We start from the raw sequence: 17,731 nt of genomic DNA, 5'->3' as shown, positions 1-17,731 counted from the left end.
CTGGCTTGCCGGCTGGCGCGCCATGGGCGGGGGCGGTCATGCAGGCGCGCCCGGGTCCAGCCGGGCGCGCCGCCATGCATGAAATGAGCGTGCTTCATCAACGCCGCAAAGCGCCGAACAGCAGACTGGCAATAAACAGGACAATGAAGACAATAAACAGGATCTTGGCGATGCTCGCCGCGCCAGCAGCGATGCCGCCAAACCCGAAGATAGCCGCAACCACGGCAATAATGAAAAACACGACGGCGTAATAAAGCATTGTCGGCTCCTGAATGGCGCGAGCCCCGGCGCACTGGGCGGAAAAAGCATCGCCGCGGCGCACGAGCTCGCGCTCGACACGGTCACGCCTGCCGTCATGCAATGCCCGTGCCGGACCGTTGCCCGAAGATCGCGCCGCCGCACCAGCGCGGCCCCGTGCGCCGCATGCCGCGCCATGGCCGTGCATGCGCAAATGCCGCGTTTTAAATGGCACGTTTCAAGCATTACGCGTAACGGCTACAAATTGGGTCCGGCGCGCGCATGCACGCCGGTTCATGGCATCGCGCGCGAATCCAGCGGTGATCGTCAACGCATGCGAAGCGTCGCCGTACGACGTGCGCGACAACTGCCAACTGCACGAGCGCTTCTGTCGCGACGATGTTGCGCCGCTCAAGGTCAACACGAAACTCGCGCTAGCCGGGGTCTGAGTTTGGCAAGCATTCGCCAATGCATCCGGCAAGCGCCTCGCGTGCACGCGCGGCGCATAAGGAAGGCTTGCGTAATGCTCGCGGCACAGCCGTCGGCTCGCGGCACAGCCGTTGCGATCCCCTGGTACATCACCCGAACACCACCCGACTCCGGAAGGACGCGCCATGCCAGAAAGCCGCCCCACTCCGCCACTGCCCGGGCAGCGCCGCCGATGTGTTCGTCACCACGCCCCGGGCGGCTGCGCGATATCCATGCCGATCCCGCCCGCGCGCGCGCCCAGGCGCATTTCACGTGGCGGCGGATCGGCCAGCAACTCGAAGCGCTTTACGCCCGGCTGGCCGGCGCGCCTGCCGCGCAAGGCGACCAGGAGCGCATGGTGGCGAACGCGCGCGCCGCGAGCCTGCGCGCGTTCGTCTAAATACCGGACTGAACGGCAACAAGAGGAGACGCCCATGCCAGCCCGCTCACGTCACCCGCTGCGGCCCGCGGTCTTTCTCGACAAGGACGGTCCGCTGCTCGAAAACGTGCCCTACAACGTCGATCCGAAAGCGATGCGCTTCGCGCCCGGCGCGGCCGAGGCGCTCACCCTCTTTGGCCGCACGCGCTTGCGGCTGATCGTCGTGAGCAACCAGCGCGGCGTCGCGCTCGGGCATTTCCCGCGCGCGGCGCTGTTGCGCGTGGAAACGCATCTGCGCCACATGTTCGCCAGCTGCGGAGCGGTGCTGGACGCCGCCTACTGGTGCCCGCACGATCCGCAGGGCAGCGTTGCGCCCTATGCGTGCCGCTGCGATTGCCACAAGCCCGAGCCCGGGCTGCTGCTGCGCGCGAGCAGCGAGTACCGCATCGACCTCGAACGCAGCTGGATGGTCGGCGACATCCTCGACGACGTGGAAGCGGGCAACCGCGCCGGCTGCCGCTCGATTCTCGCCGATTGCGGCAACGAAACCGAATGGCACAGCGCGCCCGAGCGGCAGCCCTTCGCGATCGTCAGGAACCTGCACGAGGCGGCGCACATCATCGTCGAGCGCCATGCACGCGAAACCGGCAACGCGCGCAACCGGCAACCGGCGGCGCAGCCATGAACGGCACCGTTTTCGCCATTGCGCCGCGCGAAGCGCACGCCCATACCCCGTGCGCGCGCGCCACCTGCGGGCCGTGGCACGGCGAGGTACAGCGCATTCTCGCCGTGCGTCTCGATCATCTCGGCGACGTGCTGATGACCACGCCTGCATTGCGCGCACTGCGCAGCGGCGCCAGCGCGCGGCACATCACACTGCTCGCGTCTCCGGCGGGCGCCGCCATCGCGCGCCATCTGCCCGACGTGGACGAGGTGATCGAATACGACGCGCCGTGGACGATCGATGAGCGCACAACGACCGTGGCCGGTGCCTCCGATGAAGCGGGCACGTGAATCCGGTTGGACTGCGCGCATGCTACGACGAGGGCAAGCGTTGCGCCGAAGCGCTGTGCATGGATTACCGCCGCCAGCATGGGCTCGATGTTCGCATTGCGAGAATCTTCAACACGTATGGGCCGAGGATGCATCCGCGCGACGGCCTGCTCGATAGCGCTGCCTCGCCTCGCGAGCGCTTGACATCCGCTTCGGCTCCATGACCACAGCGTCCGATGCACAGCCCGCCGCCATTCCAGAATCGATACGGAGTGCTAGCCGATGTTGAAGACCCCGCCGCCATCACACGCACGCGGCGCCAACGACGTCGATCCCCCCGTCTTACGTGCTGCGCGCGCCCACCCCCGACGCCAGGGAAAACGCACGCGCGCAGATGGTGCGGACCCTGCGCCGGGCCCACGCGCTCCTGATTCGCGACTAGCGCGGCCACGCCGGCGCTCACTCCCCGTTACATGATCTACGCGTAGGCCATGAACCAGGGCATGCCCCAATAAACGCGCGCTCGCGGCAGCGGCGGAACGACGCTTGCTGGATGAATAGCTATACGAGGGCGATGGCCCCAATGCTTCGTCACGCTCATGCGCACGTCTCGTGTTGCCGGCCGTCTCCATCGCCTTCGCAGGAGACGCCCACCGTGCCGACCGCTTTCTACGTGAGCGCAAGCGCCTGCGCCATCATGCTCGCCTGGTCCGGCGCGCAATGGCGCAGGCTCAAGCGCACGCCCGCCATCGACGATTCGAGCAGCCGCAGGGGCATTGAAGCAGCCAGCGTGCAGGCAGGTCCTTACCGGATGTTTTTCCGCTTCGCGAGGCCCGCCTCGCGCCCGGCCCGGCAGCCCGCGCCGCCGCCCGTCGTCCTCGTGCATGGCCTTGTCGTTTCCAGCCGGTACATGGAACCGCTCGCGCAGATCCTGGCCCGCGACTTCGACGTGTTCGCCCCAGACCTGCCGGGCTTCGGCGAGAGCCGGCTCGCGCGTTCGCGCGACGCGTTGAGCGTCCCCGAACTCGCCGACGCGCTGCGTCTATGGCTCGCCGCATGCGAGATCGAATGCGCGACGTTCGTCGGTAATTCGTTCGGCTGCCAGGTGCTCGCCGACTTCGCGAGCCGCTATCCACGGGCGGTCGCGCGTCTCGTGCTCCCGGCGCCCACGCCCGACCCGCGCGCGCCCTCGCTGCGTGAGCAGGCGTGGCGCGCTTTCGTCAATGGGCGCCGCGAGCAGCCGCGCTCGCCGGCCGCCGTGGGCCGCATCGACTACGCGAAAGCGGGCCTCTGGCGCGCGTTCGCGACGATGCGCATGCTGGTGCGCGACCCGTTCAGCGAACGTCTCGCGCGCACTGCGGCGCCCACGCTTGTGGTGGCGGGCACGCGCGACCCCGTCTCGCCGCCGGACTGGGCCGCGCACGTGGCGCAACAAATCCCCCATGCATCGCTGACGACGATCGAAGGCGGCACGCATACGCTTAATTACGCGTACCCGCATGCATTCGCCTTCGCCATCGCGCCGTTCCTGCAAGCCAGGCCGCAGGCGGTTCAAGCAGACGAATGTATGAAGACACAATCCAGCACACAAACTCAGGAGAACCAAAGATGAGCAAACCACCACCCGGCATAGCCCGTTTCGATTCCGCTGCCGCGATGGCGCAGGCGCTCGCCAGCGCCCTGCGCGGCGAACCCTTCGCAAGCCCGAGCCAGTCGCCGCTGCTCGACCGGCTCATGCCCGCCATCAACGCGCTGCCCAAGCGCCAGCGCGAATGGACCTACATCGTCGGCGGCATGAGCGAGGGCATCGGCCCGGGCGACGCCGGGCGGCTCGACATCGAGCGCATAGCCGAGTGGATCACCGGCCTTTATCCGCGCGGGAGCGCGGGTTGTGCCTTCGTGGGCTCCTCCAACGGCGCGATGATCCATCTCGCCGCTGCGCTGGGCGCGCCCTGGTTGCCGCAGACGTTCCTGTGCCCGGTACGCGCCCCGTTCAGCGACCCGGACGACGTCGAGCACAGCTTCAAAGCCGGCGGCCGCATCGTGGAGGCGATGCTCGCGGCGGACAGCCGGATCGCCGTGCATCAGATGCATGATCCCAACCAGGACCGCCTGATGTTGCATTCGATCCGCTACTTCCGCATCAAGCATCGCCGCCTGCCGCTCGCGTACCGCGAATTCCTGCTTGGCACTCTCGAACGCGGCGCAACGCTATATGTCGTGAACTGCACGCGCGATTGGCCCGTCACGAGCACCGGCGATCGTTCGTATTTCCAGTTCGGCGCCACGGGCGGCGCCACCGAAAGCGAGTATCTACAGGGCGGCGAACGGGTGCGCGCCTTCCTCGAACGCGAAGGCAGCGCGCGCATGCGCTGGGAGCCGCCGCCGCCGGACACGCGCGCGCCGGAAGCCGAATGGGGGTTCGACGCGGCGCTGTACGAGGAACTCGAACGCCTCGCAGCCGGGATGGACTGGCGCATCGTGGAGATTCGCTTCCGCGAGCCCGAGGCGCTCAGCTTTGCCGCCGCACGCGTGTATCGGCGCTGGTATGAGGACGCGGACATCGAACCGCGTCATCTGCTGGTCGATTCCTTCATGCTGATGGACCCGCTCACGACCCTGAAATTGCAAGCGCTGCCGTTCTGGCTGCTATTCAACGTCGAGCCTTCCGCGGATGCGCTGCAGCGCTTTCTGGAGGACGAGCCCGCGTTCGAAACCATCGACATGATGCTGTTTTCGCACGGAGTGCAAAGCATCGGGCTCGCGCCCATTTCGCGCTGGCGCGCGCTGCTCGACTACGCGGCAGGCACGGGACGCTTCGCTGGCGTCGATCCCGAGCGCTACCCGCGCGACTTCGCCACGTTTTCGCGCTTCGGGCAAGCGCTCGCGCAGTTGGGCTCGCATATGGACTCGCAAACGGGCCCGCAGTGGGGTCCGCACTTGCCCCCACAAACGCCGCTGCCCGCATTGGATCAGGATCGCTTCGAAACGTGGCTCGCCAGGTATGGAGAAAGCGTGGGCGTGCAATGCGCGGAACGCGCGATGCGGCATCTCGGGCACAACCACGATCATGTATAGGAGGCCCGCATGCAAAATGGCGAGCGCAACCCCACTCAATCTCAACAGAAGGACTTGGCGGCGCGCAGTCCAGCAAAGACGCCCGCAGCCGGCGCGGCGGCTCCCGATGCCGCTACCCATGCAAAGGAAATCGGTTCCACCCAGTCGGCAGGATTGGCGCAGCCACGCAACGTGCGCGGCACAGGGAAGACGCCTGACGACAACCCCAAGCCCGAGGCACGCGCGTCCGACCCCGTGGCCGACGCAAGCCGCAGGATTCGCAGCGTCGAGGTCGCCGGAACGGCAGCGAGCGGCAACACGGTCGACGCCGACGGCAAGACGCTCGAAGCGCGACGCGACACGCAGGGGCGCAGGGACAACATCATTACCTCCAACGCGACACTGGAAAATCACGTGGCGGTTCAGTCGGACGGGCTAGGCGGCTTCGACAGCCGCACCGTGGGCGCTGTGCCGCGTATCGGCACCTTGCCTGGCTATCGCGTCGAGATACGCGGCCATGTGCATGTTCCCGACCCCAACGGCGGGCACACCGATGTCATCGTGAGCCTGGAGCCGCAAAGCCCACAAAGTCCCCAAAGCCCGATCAGCGCGCGTGAAAATCAGGGAGGAAAGCGATGAAGATCGAATTCACGAATCGCCGTCATGCCGTCTCGGCTTCGCGGGTCGCATTCGAAGCCGTGGTGGACGGCCGCGCCGTATGGTGCAGCGTGTCGTTCGATGCGCTCAGCGACCGCTTTGGCAACTCGGACGTTTCGGCGCACGCGCTGGTGAGCACGTTCGACGCCAATCGTCTGAGGATCGAGCGAGCGACACGTGAGGTGCTCGAGAAAAACCACGCTCAGTCCGTCGAACTGGAAACGCGCGATTTCAAGTAGACGTGAAGCGAATGCTTTCGCCATACCAAGGCGGAGCCCGGCACTCCATGTTCGAAATCTGTTCGTTACGGACAACGGCCCGCGGCATGCCGGCTCCTATACTGCATATGCTGCATATGCCGGCTGAATAGGTCGGTTGCACACATCTGCTGCACTCAAGTGCGGTTGCAGAGGTCTATCTCCGGAGCGTTCCCATGTTCAATGCAATGCGCCGGGGTAACCTCGGCTCACTGTCATGCCCCTCTTGTGGGACCCCGTTAAGCGAGTCCGCGGATTGCTGCCCCGTGTGCGGCGCGAGCCAGATTGCGGCGAGCTTGCAGGAAGCCGCCGCGTATCGTTCGGGAACACCCTACTATGCGTTCGCATGCGCGGCGGTGTTTGCACTGCTGTTCACCGCCCTGGGGCTTTCATTGCGCTATCGACACGAACGGGTTCCGGAAGTGACGGCAGTACCGCTGCCCGCAGATCCGCGCGTGTTTTCCGTTCCGGCACCAGGCACATCGGACGGCGCCGAATACGCCCTGCCCGCATCGGTGCTGCACGAGCGTCCGGTAACGGAATCATCCGAAGCCGCACATGCGAGCGTCGTCGAGCATTCCACCGGCCCGCAAGGTGAGCAATCAGTGATGCGCAAAGCCCAAACAGACCCGCGCCTGCGTCTTGCCGATAGTCTTCGCCACGGGCATCAACATCTCGCCAGGAACAATCTCTGGGCGGCGCGCAGGGACATTGCGGCAGCGCTTGCCGTGCAGCCCGGCAATCACGAGGCGCAGCAGATGCGGTCAGATCTCGTCTCGCGGGAACACCGGCGCGCCTACCTGCTGGCCTATGCCCAGCTATGCGCACGCGCGGGAGAGTGGAACTGCGCGAGGGATAACGCGGCCTCCGCCCTGAGAGTCGATGCATCGAGCCGTACCGCAGGGAAATTACTCTCGCGCGCGAGCGCCGCGCAGCAGGCGGATTTCATCAACACTGACCGGTCCGACGCATGGGGCAGTATGCGATGACGGTCTGTTGCAGAATCGTGAACCGCGGGTGTCCGTAACGATCGCCATACGGGCATTTTTCAACGTCAAATGCCATTGCATAATGTGCATCCTGGTCATGAACCAGGATCGAAAAAACAGTTCGAATATTGGAGACAGACATGCTTAGCCCCCATGAATTCGCTACTCTCATGCTAGTCAAGGATGCACCGGACCAGATCGATCTCGGCCGTGAGGACCTGGCCGCCCTGCTCGAACGTCAACTGGTCGCAATGGAGCAACTCGCGTCGGGCATCCATCGTCTTTGGCTGACCAACGACGGAGACTCGCTGCTCCAATCGATCAAGCAAGCGTAGACAAGCTAGTACACCTTAACATGCAGGCGATACGCTCCCTGCTGTCCGCCACCCAAGACTTCTCGCAGCAAGCGGTGTCCGCCAAAGAGCCTTCCGAATGGATGACGCTGCACGATGCTTTCGCCGCCCCCGCCGCGCAGCACGTACAGGACTACAACCGCCAGTGGCTCGATATCGCGGCCGCGACGCAAGGCGTTTATGCGCGCTGCGCGCAGGCGCAACTGGAGGAATACGGCGAGCGGACGCGAACATGGCTGCGATACGTCGCCGAAACCACGCCACAGAGCTCCGGGCCGATCGTGGCCGCGCTGGATTCGGCCATTAGCGCCGTCAACGGGCTCTACGGGTCGCTCCAGCAAACCGGGCAGCAGGCGCTCGAAGCCGCGCGCACCAACGTCGACATGGCCGCAAATGCAGCAGCGAAGTCGGCTAAACGCACCGCAGAGCTGACGGAGCAGGCAACGAAGCGATGAGAGCCTTGCCGGCGGCCTTGGACCATTCCCAGCCGCTTGCCGCCGGCAATTTCGATCGACTGCGTTTCGTGCGGCGCTAGATCGTTCCCATCAGCACGAGCACCAGCACAACGACGAGTACGATTCCCAACGTGCCGGATGGCGCATAGCCCCATGAGCGGCTATAAGGCCATGCGGGAAACGCGCCAATCAGCAACAGGATGACGAGTACCAGAAGCAAGGTGCTGAGCATAGTGCCTCCTCGATCTATCGAACGATGACACCCTACTGTAAGCAATACAGGTGCCCAATAATCGGGGACGCGTTGCGCGCCCGCTGCGTTCTCATGGATCGTTATCCTTACGATTCAGCGCCGCTTCATCGGGATCCTCGCTCACGCCAACAATAAGCGCAATCAAGGCAAGCACGGCGGCGAAGGCCGCGAACGCCAAGCGCCGTTGCGACGCCGCACAGCGCGGTTGCCGCGACCAGCAGCGCGAGCGATCCGGCTACCTGTGCCCACAGCAGCATGGCGAGGCTCGGCGGCAGCAGCCCCAAACCAGAGGACATGGTGACATGCGCGGCAGAACGCGGCGCCAGCACGACGGGAGCCCCCCGCTGCGAAGAGTTCGGCGACCACCAGCCCGCTCCACGCGGGGCTGCTCGAGTGCAGGTCGCGCGCAAGCAGATTGGGCAACAGCGCGGCGTAGAAGCCGAGCAGCGCGAAGGTGGCGAACGCGGTCACGGCTGGCGCGACGAACGCCGCCCATAATGCGCGCCGCACGGCGATACGCGGCTTGAGCACACCCGGCGAAGGTGCATGCGATGCTCGGTCATGCTTGCGCTGCACGGTTTCGCACGCATGCGCGACCCAGACCACCATGCAGGCGAGCGTGAGCAGGTAGACCATGAACACCGTATGAAGCGGCCAGGGCGCAAAGCGCGCAAGCAAGCCCGATATCAGCACGCCTGCCGCGAGGCCCGCCAGATTGACCGCGGCCGCAAGCCGGCTCGCGCCGGCCTTGTCGTACGAGGGATGCAGTTCGGCGATCCATGCCGTCGCGGTGGCCGCGCCAACGCCTATGCCGAGTCCACTCGCTGCGCGCGCAACGAACAGCAGCGCCGGATCCACGGCGCACAGGAACAGCACGGTGCTGAGCCCCGCCATCGCGAGGACGGCCAGGCTCACGCGGCGGCGGCCCGCCTGGTCGGATATGCCGCCGAAGAACAACAGCGCGCCCAGGTTGCCAATCACGTAAGTCGCGTAAATGAGCGTGGCGGTCAGATCGGCGAGACCGAACGCGCGCTGATAAAGCGGGTAAAGCGGCGTGACGAGCGTGCTGCCCGCGTACAGCACACCCAGCAGAGCGGCCGCTGCGACAAGCGAGGCGCGACGGTCGAGCGTCGCGGAATAGTGCAAGCGCATATGCATCGGCATCTCCCTCTATGCTCTGCCATGCGGTCGCGCAAGGACTGTTCCGCCTTTCATTTGTGGATGGATTGTTCGCAAGCGCAAAAGAGGGATCGAAACACCGGAACATCCGCGAACAGCTTCAAGCATTACACGTAATCGCTACACACCGGTCGATGCGGCCTGCCCGTCACGATCGCGGCCCTGCGGGCCGGAGCGCACCCAGCAGCGCCATGCCGAACAGACCGAGCAGGCCAAGCGCCACGCCGCCCTTGAACGCCCGCGCGTGTCGCTCCGTAAAAAGCGGCACGCCCGCGCTGCGCGCTTCGTTGTCGAAACGCCCGTGTGCGCCGAAATCGCCGGGAACCGGCGCATGAAGGTTATCGGGCGCATCGTTCGCGCGCGGCTCATCGGTCAGTTGTCCGCAATAGCCGGCGCGCGCCAGATAGCGGTCGACGAGGCCCGGCGCCAGCAGATCCGCCGCAATCGCGCGCGCCGTGGACCAACCGAGCCACAGCGTGCGCCGCCGGTGCTCGGCCGCAAAGCGAATCGCGCGCGCCGCGACTTCGGGCTGATAGACCGGCGCAACCGGGCGCGCGCGCTTGCCCGTGCGATTGGCCGACCAGTCGAACTGCGGCGTGTTGATGGCAGGCAGATCGACGAGCGAGAGATGCACGTCGAGTCCGTCGTGCAGGATCTCGGAGCGCAGCGAGTCGGTGAAGCCGCGCACCGCGAACTTCGCGCCGCAGTAGGCGGCCTGCAGCGGCACCGAGCGCGACGCGAGCGCGGACCCCACGTTGACGATCGCGCCGCCATGGTGCCGGCGCATGCGCGAAAGCGCGGCCATGGTCCCGTAGACCTGGCCCAGATACGTGACCTGGGTGGCCCGCTCCACGTCGCGCGCGCACAGCGCCGAGACCGGCGCAAATACCGTTGCCATCGCAACGTTCACCCAGACGCCTATCGGGCCAAGCTCGTTTTCCACGCGCGCCGCCGCGGCCTCGACTGCCTGTGCGTCGGCCACGTCGGTCGGGATCGCGAGCACGCGCACACCGTATCCGCGCAATTGCGCGGCGGCACGCGAGAGGCGGTCCGGTTCGCGCGAGAGCATCGCGACGTCGTAACCCGCGCGCGCGAATTCGTCGGCGACGGCGCGACCCACGCCCGCGCCGGCTCCCGTCACCACGACTATCCTGCCCGTTTTTTCGTCTGGCGCTCTACTCGTCATGACATGGCACTCCTGATGGTTTATGGAGGACTTTCGCAATAGCCATGCCATACCCGCTCCGCCGCGCGAGCGCGCAGGCCTGCACGGCACGCGGCTTGCGGCTGCGCTGCAATGGCGCACCTGGAGCGCCGCCCGGGAGCCTGTCATGACACAAGCGACACGCGTCGCCAACGGGATCGCCAGCGTTGCGGCCGGCACGGCCTTCGCGCTCTGGATCACGCGCGACCTGCGCCACGCCCGCCATGAAGGCGCGCCGGGCAAGCACGTGGCCGCCGCGCGCGCGTTCAATCACGGCGCCGCGCTGCTCGCGCTTTCGACCCTCGCCGATAGCGCGATGGAGCACTACCGCGGCGGCTTCGAGAACCGCGCGATGTATGTCGCGCCCAGCGTCGCGCTCTGCTCGCTGGGCGCGACCTTGCGGCGCTGCGCGCCGTGCTGCCGCCCGCGATGGCGCTGGCCGCGGGCGGATACGCCTATAGCGCCGACGATTTTCGCGCGCTGCTCGAAACGCACGCGGTGGACGTGCTGCAAGCCGACGCCTCGCGCTGCTGCGGCATCAGCGGCTTTCTTCAAGCCGATGCGCTCTGCGACGCGTGGCATCTGCCGCTCTCGGCGCATTGCGCGCCCGCGCTGCATCTGCACGCGGCTTGCGCGGCGAAGCGCGTGCAGCATATCGAGTGGTTCCACGATCACGCGCGCATCGAAGCGATGCTGTTCGACGGCGCGCCGCGCGTGCGCGACGGCAGGATCGCGCCCGATCCCGGCAGGCCCGGCTGCGGACTCGCGTTGCGCCACGCCGACGCGCAGCGCTACGCGGTGCCCTCTGCCGGGTGAGCGAGGTGAGCGCCGCCAGCCGTCAAGCGGCGTCAACCGTTGCCATTGCGCAAGCGCGTCACGACCGCCAGCAGGTCGTCGAGCAGCACGGGCTTTTTCAGGTGGGCGTTGAAGCCCGCCTGTTCGGCCTGGCGGACTTCCTCCTCGTGGCCATAGCCGCTCAGCGCGATGCAGATCACCGATTTCATCGCCGGCTCCCGGCGCAGCTTTTCGACGAACTCGACGCCATCCATGCCCGGCATGCCGGGGTCGGACAGCACGATATCGGGCGCGTGCCCGTCGAGCATTGCCAGCGCCTGCGCGCCGCTCGTGGCCGTTTGCACCGTCGCGCCCTCGCCTTCGAGCAGGAGCCGGAACGTTTCGACGGTGCTCGGGTCGTCGTCCACCATCAGGATGCGCAGCCCGTGCAGCGATTCGGCGGCCACGTCGTCGGCCTGCGTCTGTTCGATGCCCCGATGCGTGGGCAGCGTCACCGTAAAGGTCGTGCCGCGCCCGACGCCCGCGGACTCCGCGCGCACCGCGCCGCCGTGCAGCGTCACGAGATCCCGCACCAGCGCGAGACCAATGCCGAGCCCCGCACGGCGCATGGTCGCGTCGCGGCTTTGCTGATACATCTCGAAGATGTGCGGCAACAGCGCGGGCTCGATTCCGCTGCCCGTATCGGCCACCTGCAACACCGCTTCCGCATGTTCGTTGACATGCAGCGAAACGTTCACGGCGCCGCGCGGCGTAAATTTCAGCGCGTTGCTGATCAGGTTCCAGACGATCTGCTCCACGCGCGTGAGGTCGGCGTGAACGATCACGGGCGCCTCGCTCACCGTGACGTTGAGCGCAATGCCGCGCTCCTGCGCTTCCTCGCGCACGGCGCCGCACACGCGCTGCACGATCTCGCGCATGTCCACGGCCGTGCGCACCACCGAGAGCTTGCCGGTGCGCACGCGCGAGATGTCGAGCAGGTCGTCGATGATCTGCGCCTGGCCGATCACGGTGCGCCGGATCGTGTCGGTGGCGCGCGAGAGATTGAGGTTGCGCCGCGTCTCGGGCGCGCGCGCGATCAGTTCCGCGCTGGCCGAAATCAGATTGAGCGGATGCTTGAGTTCGTGCGAGACCACGGCGAGAAATTCGTCGCGGCGGCGCTGGGCATCGCGCTCGCCGGCCTCTCGCGCCGCTTCGACGCGCGCGCCGCGCGACTTCGAGCCGGTCGCGTGAAACTCGCTCAGGTCGCGTGCGATCTTCGCAAAACCGTTCACGCCCGGCTCGTCCAGACGCGACAGCACGCCGCTCGCAAAGAAGCGGCTGCCGTCCTTGCGGACGTGCCAGCGCTCTTCCTCGGTGCGGCCATTCAGGCGCGCCTCGGCGAATTCGCGCTGCGCGACGTTATTGGCGCGGTCCTCCTCGGTCGAGAGCAGATCTGCGGAGCGGCCGATCATCTCCGCCTCGGTGTAGCCGAAAATGCGCTCTGCGCCCGCGTTCCAGCTCGTGATGATGCCCTCGTCGTCGAACGTGATGATCGCGTAGTCGCGCGTGCCCTCGGCCACGATGCGCATGCGCCGCTCGCCTTCGCGCAGCCGGTCCTCGGCCTGGCGGCGGTCCGTGATGTCGATGAACGAGAGCACCGCGCCGTCGATGCGGTCTTCGGTCGTGCGGTACGGAACGAAGCGCGCGAGGTACCAGCGCCCGTCGTTGCTTTTCAGCTCCCGCTCGATGAGGCGCAGCGAGTCGAATGCCTCGGCTGCGTCGTCGGCGAGCTTGTCGTATTCGAGCCGGTGCGTGATGTCGAGCAGCGAGCGTCCGATATCGGACGGAATGATGCTGAACACGTCGATGGCGCGCGGCGTATAGCGCTTGATGCAGATATTGCGGTCTACGAAGATTGTGCCGATATCGTTGGCGGCAATCAGGTTCTGCAAGTCGTCGTTGATCTTGCCGGTTTCCTCGACCTTCGACTTGAGTTCCGCGTTAACGGTGGTCAACTCCTCGTTGATCGATTGCAGCTCTTCCTTGCTGGTTTCGAGCTCCTCGGTGGCCGAGCGCAGTTCCTCGTTGATCGCCTGAAGCTCCTCGTTGGACGCCTTCAGTTCCTCGGTCGAGGTTTCCGACTGCTCGATGGTCGATTGCAGCTGCTCTTTCGTGCGCTGCAGTTCGCGCTCGAGCTGGCTGATGATCGGGTCCTTCTGGCCATCGGCCGGCGCGGATTCCGACCCGCTCATGCTGTCTTCCACTTCGTCGAACAGCACCAGCACGAAGTCGGCGTTGGCCTCGGGATCGTGCACGGGACGCGTCGTCATGTTGACGATATACGAGCGCCCGTCGCGCACGATGCGCACGCGCCGCGCCTCCACGCTGCGGTTCGTGTGCAAGGCCTGGTAGATAGCGGTGCGCAGCTCCACGCGCAGTTCGGGACGCACCGCGGCCACGATGTTGTGCGAGGGCTCGCCGCCGGAATACTGCAGGAAGCGCCCGGCGCGGTCGGACAGATGCACGATTTCCGATTCGCGGCTTACCAGCACGCTGGGCGGCGCGTGCTGTTCGACGAGGCGCTGGTGCAGATCGCCGAACGAGAAGCGCCGGCGGCCCGGCGGCTGCACCGTCGTCACGATAGGCCGCGTATTGAGCGGCCCGGAAAGCGAAACCGGCACCGGCGTGTCGCCGCGCACCGCCATGTTGGCGCGGTAGATGCGGTTGCGTTTGTCCACGACGCTGAACATGGAGCTGACGCTATCCGCGGACTCCGAGCTGCCGAGAAACAGAATGCCGCCCGGACGCAGGGCGAAATGAAACATCTTGAGAATCTCGATCTGCGCTTCGCGGTCGAGATAGATCAGCAGGTTGCGGCAGCAGATCAGGTCGAGGCGCGAGAACGGCGGGTCGCTCAGCACGTTGTGATGCGCGAACAACATATGCTCGCGCAATTCCTTCTTGATGCGATAGTGCGCGCCGTCTTTCGAAAAGAACTGGCGCACCCGGCCAGGCGTGAGATCGTTCAGGATGACATCGGTATAGAGGCCGGTGCGCGCCTGGGTGATCGCCCGCTCGTCGATGTCGGTGGCGAAGATCTGGAAGGAGGCACCCTCGGACACCTTGAGCGCGCGCTCCTGCAGCAGCATCGCCAGCGAATAGGCCTCTTCGCCGGTCGCGCAGCCGACCGACCACACCCGGATGCGGTCCTCCTCGTTGCGCCCTTCGAATATCGACGGCAGCACATCGCGCTCGAGCACATCGAACGCTTCCTTGTCGCGGAAGAAGTTCGTCACGCTGATCAGCATGTCCTGCAGCAGCGCCTGGGTTTCGTCCGGATGCAGGTGGAGGAAGTCGCGATACGACTGAAGGTCGGTGATGCCGTTCACCTGCAGGCGGCGCTCGATCCGGCGCATGATGGTCGCGCGCTTGTAATGCCGGAAATCGTGTGCCGTGCGCGTGCGCAGGATCACCATGATCTCGCGCAGCGCACGCTCGGCGGATTCGTTGGCGAGATCTTCCTCGCGCTCATCCGATTCGAGATTCGGCAGATGAATCTCTTTCGCGGTCAGCCACAGGTCCATCAGCCGCTGCGGCATCTCCGCCGCGGGGAGCACGAAGTCCACCATGCCGGTGGCAATCGCGCTGCGCGGCATGCTGTCGTATTCCGCTTCGGCGGGATCCTGCGCGAACGTGATGCCGCCCATCTCCTTGATTCGCGCAAGGCCCGCCGCGCCGTCCGAGCCCGCGCCGGACAGCACGATGCCGAACGCGCGCTCGCGGTGCGCCTCCGCCAGCGTGCGGAAGAACACGTCGATGGCGGCCCTGCGCCCTTCTTCCGGCTTGCTCGGCTCGACCCGCAAAAAATCGTCGACCATCGTCAGGTCGAGCGACGGTGCAATCACGTAAACATGATCGATCTCGATGGGCGTGGGCTTGGTCACCGCCAGCACGGGCATGGCGGTCGCCCTATGCAACAGATCCGGCAGATCGCTGACATGGTCGCGCGCCAGGTGGACCACTACAACGAACGCCATCGAGGTATGAGCGGGCAACGCTTCAAAAAACCAGAAGCGCATTCAACCCGCCAGCCGACGCACCGATACCGACGATCGGGTGCTTCGCCTGCCCAGGCAGATTGGGCCCACGCTTTTTCGCCATGGCTGGCTCGTCCTTTGAAAGATAATCGTGTCCACCGCGGCACGGGTGCGAGCCCGGCGCGGTAGCCAGCCCTTTGCCCGCCCGGCTCCCTGTCCGGTTCCCCTGCTCGGGCGCAGGCGGCATAGAACGCTATTATCCCTCCAGGCATGGCCGGAACGAAAGGAGAGTAATACCGGTTTATTGTGCGCGCCCTCGCCCGCGCGGCACGCCTTGGGGCGAGCTTCGGGCCAACAGGGGAAATCACACCGCGCACGTCCCGCCGCGCGTGAGCGCCTCGAGCCTGCCCGCCAGTTGCGCGATCGGCAGGACGTAGTCCGCATAGGGAATCGCGCGCGCGGGCATGTCGGGGGCGGGCGCGTCGGCCGGATCCTGGACGATCGTGACCCCGCCACACGCGCGAACGGCGGCCAGACCCGTCATACCGTCCATCAGGAAACCGGTCAGTATCACGCCGACCACGCGCGTGCCCAGCTCCGTTGCCGCGCTCTCGAAAAGCGGGTCGATGGCGGGACGCGCGAAGTTGCGTTTGGGACCCGCGTCGAGCCGCACATGCCCGCATTCCACCAGCATGTGCCGGTCGGGCGGCGCCACGTAGATTCTGCCGTGCACGAAGGGTTCACCGTCTGCCGCATGCGCGGCGCACAACGGGCCGGCGTCGTCGAGTAGCTTGGGCAGGATGCTTGGGTACGCGCCGACGTGCTGCACGATCGCGATGGCGGCGCACAGGTCGGCGGGAAGCTGCGATACCAGCTTGCGCAGAACATCGACCCCGCCCGACGACGCGCCAATCGCTATGAAGTCACGGCAAGTCAAAGTAGCTCCATGAGGGCAAGCATATTGGTGCGCAATTGCCGTGCCTCATTGGGATTCTTCTTTGTCGTGCCTCTCGCGCCCTCGTGCCCGTTGTGCCGCTCAAAAGTGCGCGAGCGCCGTGTAGATCGCCACGAGACCCGCAAACATCACGACCGATGGCATCAGACCGGAAAGCATGCTCTGCCTCGTGCGGCAGACCGCGTCCCAGAGACTCAGGGCGCCGCCGCCAAGACCGAGCACACCCGCGAGCAGGCCGTCGACGCGATGCTGCGCCCAGGCATCCGGGGCCACGCAGAAGTACCATGCAAGCGCAGCGAAGGCCAAGGCCATCAGGACGATCGAGCCTGTCATCAAGCGCAGATCCTTACCCGAAATGTTCATCGTCGTGTCCCGGCGCGTTGGCGAACCCGGTCCATCGGCTGACATCGGCTCACTGCGCGGCTCACTGCGCGGCCCGCGCGGCCCGCGCGGCCCATTGCGTCCCGCGGATCAATGCCGCCACGTGCGCCGCCTCTAGTGGCCCGCAAACAGCGCATCCTCGGCATTGATCGGCCCGCGCTCCACTGCCTGCAAACGCCAGCAGCCCAGCGTCTTCGTCTGCGCCGGGTCGGAGGGCCATGTTGCCTGCCCCTGCGCGGCGCTGATTCCGCGCTTGCGCGTCACATTGAGACCCCGAATCTCGCATAGGGGCCGTTGACCTTCGGGCGCGCAGAGCGCCAGTTCGCCGTCGATTTCCCGGATGTCGCCCCACGCCGGCAGTCTCACGCCCTGGTGCGATTCACGCGACCAGCGCTTTTGCTCCATGTCGAGCCACACCACGGCAAAGTCGTGGTTGATGGTCGGGTCCGAACCGTTGATTAGAATAGTCAGCCGCATTGACGACTCCTGCGAACGTATTAGAGATCCGGCCGGTCGGGCACTGCGCGAAGAACGCATTGAGGCTGCAAAACAGGCTGGCAAAAGAGCCTGCAAAACGCAGCCTGCAAAACGCTTGTTCGCGCCGCCTCCGGCAGAGCAATTCAGTATATGAGCGCGCTTCAGCCCACGGAATGTCCGTAACGTATGCATATCGGACGCAGTTTTGCCCCGGTCCAAAACGGGCACCTTACGGACACGCTTCCCGTATGTACTTTTATTAACGAAGCGACCACGATTACCCACGTTCAACCCGCCGAATGTAAAACAGCAACGTGGGGATGCCATGCGCGCGCACGATGAAGCGATGCTTGAACTGGTGCATATCCGCACCATGGTGCTGCGGTTGGAGCACATCATTGAACATGAGAATATCGGCCACCACACGACGGCCGTGATGTCGCCTGACTACTGGCGCGCCCGCGTGAAGGCCATCGCTTGCGGTGCGCCGTTGTTGCAGCCGCAGGCCGGTACGCTGCTCGCACGGCTCGACGCGATCGATGCCGCGCTCTCGAATCGCTGCCCGGGCAAGGATCGACCGGGCTTGGGAACGTAGCGGATTCACCAGAGGATTCAGCAAGGCGTTC

19 protein-coding genes and 3 pseudogenes are annotated in these 17,731 nt (G+C 65.9%); 14 read left to right on the top strand and 8 right to left on the bottom strand.

What is annotated here, in order from left to right; all coding sequences use genetic code 11:
- Nucleotides 1–97 precede the first annotated feature (97 nt).
- Nucleotides 98–259, bottom strand: a complete 162-nt coding sequence (locus NH14_RS03875; protein ID WP_035521395.1) for a DUF1328 family protein — start codon at nt 257–259, stop codon at nt 98–100.
- A gap of 274 nt (nt 260–533) precedes the next feature.
- On the opposite strand from NH14_RS03875, the gene NH14_RS03870 reads away from it, so the two are divergent.
- The 12 genes and pseudogenes from NH14_RS03870 to phaP all read left to right on the top strand — a co-directional run bounded on the left by NH14_RS03870 (nt 534) and on the right by phaP (nt 7,845).
- Nucleotides 534–686 (top strand): hypothetical protein, encoded by a 153-nt coding sequence (locus tag NH14_RS03870; RefSeq protein ID WP_161790825.1) that lies wholly within the window; start codon nt 534–536, stop codon nt 684–686.
- 212 nt (nt 687–898) lie between these two features.
- Nucleotides 899–1,105 (top strand): hypothetical protein, encoded by a 207-nt coding sequence (locus NH14_RS03865; RefSeq protein ID WP_035521397.1) that lies wholly within the window; start codon nt 899–901, stop codon nt 1,103–1,105.
- A 34-nt stretch (nt 1,106–1,139) separates the two neighbouring features.
- The gene (locus NH14_RS03860) at nt 1,140–1,769 is read left to right on the top strand and encodes a D-glycero-alpha-D-manno-heptose-1,7-bisphosphate 7-phosphatase (protein WP_035521399.1); all 630 of its coding nucleotides are present in this window, start codon (nt 1,140–1,142) and stop codon (nt 1,767–1,769) included.
- Entirely contained in the window at nt 1,766–2,098 is a 333-nt protein-coding gene (locus NH14_RS03855; protein ID WP_035521401.1) for a glycosyltransferase family 9 protein, read from the top strand. The genes NH14_RS03860 and NH14_RS03855 overlap by 4 nt, the downstream gene beginning before the upstream one ends.
- Nucleotides 2,089–2,244, top strand: a pseudogene (locus NH14_RS03850) (NAD-dependent epimerase/dehydratase family protein); the annotation flags it as partial. The gene NH14_RS03855 and the pseudogene NH14_RS03850, both read left to right, overlap by 10 nt.
- Before the next feature lie 488 nt (nt 2,245–2,732).
- Nucleotides 2,733–3,689: an alpha/beta fold hydrolase gene (locus tag NH14_RS03845; RefSeq protein ID WP_244143457.1), complete on the top strand. Its 957-nt coding sequence runs from the start codon at nt 2,733–2,735 to the stop codon at nt 3,687–3,689.
- The gene (locus tag NH14_RS03840) at nt 3,686–5,155 is read left to right on the top strand and encodes a hypothetical protein (protein ID WP_084225004.1); all 1,470 of its coding nucleotides are present in this window, start codon (nt 3,686–3,688) and stop codon (nt 5,153–5,155) included. Before NH14_RS03845 ends, NH14_RS03840 begins: the two co-directional genes overlap by 4 nt.
- A gap of 9 nt (nt 5,156–5,164) precedes the next feature.
- Nucleotides 5,165–5,773 (top strand): DUF3005 domain-containing protein, encoded by a 609-nt coding sequence (locus tag NH14_RS03835; protein WP_084225006.1) that lies wholly within the window; start codon nt 5,165–5,167, stop codon nt 5,771–5,773.
- A complete protein-coding gene (locus NH14_RS03830) occupies nt 5,770–6,030 on the top strand; it encodes a DUF1488 family protein (protein WP_035521404.1) in 261 nt (86 codons plus the stop codon). Before NH14_RS03835 ends, NH14_RS03830 begins: the two co-directional genes overlap by 4 nt.
- 314 nt (nt 6,031–6,344) lie before the next feature.
- Nucleotides 6,345–7,037 carry a hypothetical protein gene (locus NH14_RS03825; RefSeq protein ID WP_152617043.1) on the top strand — a complete coding sequence of 231 codons (693 nt, stop codon included), beginning with the start codon at nt 6,345–6,347 and terminating at the stop codon, nt 7,035–7,037.
- Between the two features lie 140 nt (nt 7,038–7,177).
- Nucleotides 7,178–7,372, top strand: a complete 195-nt coding sequence (locus NH14_RS03820) for a hypothetical protein (RefSeq protein ID WP_035521849.1) — start codon at nt 7,178–7,180, stop codon at nt 7,370–7,372.
- 20 nt (nt 7,373–7,392) lie between these two features.
- Complete coding sequence (gene phaP / locus NH14_RS03815; protein WP_052147748.1) at nt 7,393–7,845, top strand: TIGR01841 family phasin; 453 nt, start codon at nt 7,393–7,395, stop codon at nt 7,843–7,845.
- A 76-nt stretch (nt 7,846–7,921) separates the two neighbouring features.
- On the opposite strand, the gene NH14_RS03810 is transcribed toward phaP, so the two are convergent.
- From NH14_RS03810 to NH14_RS03800, 3 genes are all read right to left on the bottom strand, one after another.
- A complete protein-coding gene (locus NH14_RS03810; protein ID WP_035521407.1) occupies nt 7,922–8,077 on the bottom strand; it encodes a DUF3309 family protein in 156 nt (51 codons plus the stop codon).
- Nucleotides 8,078–8,239: 162 nt separating this feature from the next.
- Nucleotides 8,240–9,256, bottom strand: coding sequence for an MFS transporter (locus NH14_RS03805; RefSeq protein ID WP_237179505.1), 1,017 nt, complete (start codon nt 9,254–9,256; stop codon nt 8,240–8,242).
- Between the two features lie 169 nt (nt 9,257–9,425).
- On the bottom strand, nt 9,426–10,463 hold the full coding sequence (locus tag NH14_RS03800) for an SDR family oxidoreductase (RefSeq protein ID WP_035521409.1): 1,038 nt from the start codon (nt 10,461–10,463) through the stop codon (nt 9,426–9,428).
- 414 nt (nt 10,464–10,877) lie between these two features.
- Between NH14_RS03800 and NH14_RS03795 the strand changes: the two are divergent.
- A pseudogene (locus NH14_RS03795) lies at nt 10,878–11,297 on the top strand (enolase C-terminal domain-like protein); the annotation flags it as partial.
- A gap of 32 nt (nt 11,298–11,329) precedes the next feature.
- Here the strand turns inward: NH14_RS03795 and NH14_RS03790 are convergent.
- The 4 genes and pseudogenes from NH14_RS03790 to NH14_RS03775 all read right to left on the bottom strand — a co-directional run bounded on the left by NH14_RS03790 (nt 11,330) and on the right by NH14_RS03775 (nt 17,105).
- Nucleotides 11,330–15,416: pseudogene (locus NH14_RS03790) on the bottom strand (CheR family methyltransferase).
- Nucleotides 15,417–15,656: 240 nt separating this feature from the next.
- Nucleotides 15,657–16,229, bottom strand: coding sequence for a chemotaxis protein CheB (locus NH14_RS03785; RefSeq protein WP_052147750.1), 573 nt, complete (start codon nt 16,227–16,229; stop codon nt 15,657–15,659).
- Nucleotides 16,230–16,328: 99 nt separating this feature from the next.
- Nucleotides 16,329–16,610: a hypothetical protein gene (locus tag NH14_RS03780; protein ID WP_035521411.1), complete on the bottom strand. Its 282-nt coding sequence runs from the start codon at nt 16,608–16,610 to the stop codon at nt 16,329–16,331.
- Nucleotides 16,611–16,742: 132 nt separating this feature from the next.
- A complete protein-coding gene (locus tag NH14_RS03775; protein WP_035521412.1) occupies nt 16,743–17,105 on the bottom strand; it encodes a DUF3564 family protein in 363 nt (120 codons plus the stop codon).
- 325 nt (nt 17,106–17,430) lie between these two features.
- Between NH14_RS03775 and NH14_RS03770 the strand changes: the two genes are divergently transcribed.
- Entirely contained in the window at nt 17,431–17,700 is a 270-nt protein-coding gene (locus tag NH14_RS03770; protein ID WP_052147751.1) for a hypothetical protein, read from the top strand.
- Nucleotides 17,701–17,731: the final 31 nt, after the last annotated feature.

The sequence above is a fragment of the Paraburkholderia sacchari genome, assembly GCF_000785435.2.
Taxonomy (GTDB): domain Bacteria; phylum Pseudomonadota; class Gammaproteobacteria; order Burkholderiales; family Burkholderiaceae; genus Paraburkholderia; species Paraburkholderia sacchari.
The sequence above is the reverse complement of the archived record's forward strand: the minus strand, read 5'-3'. Positions and strand labels throughout refer to the sequence as shown.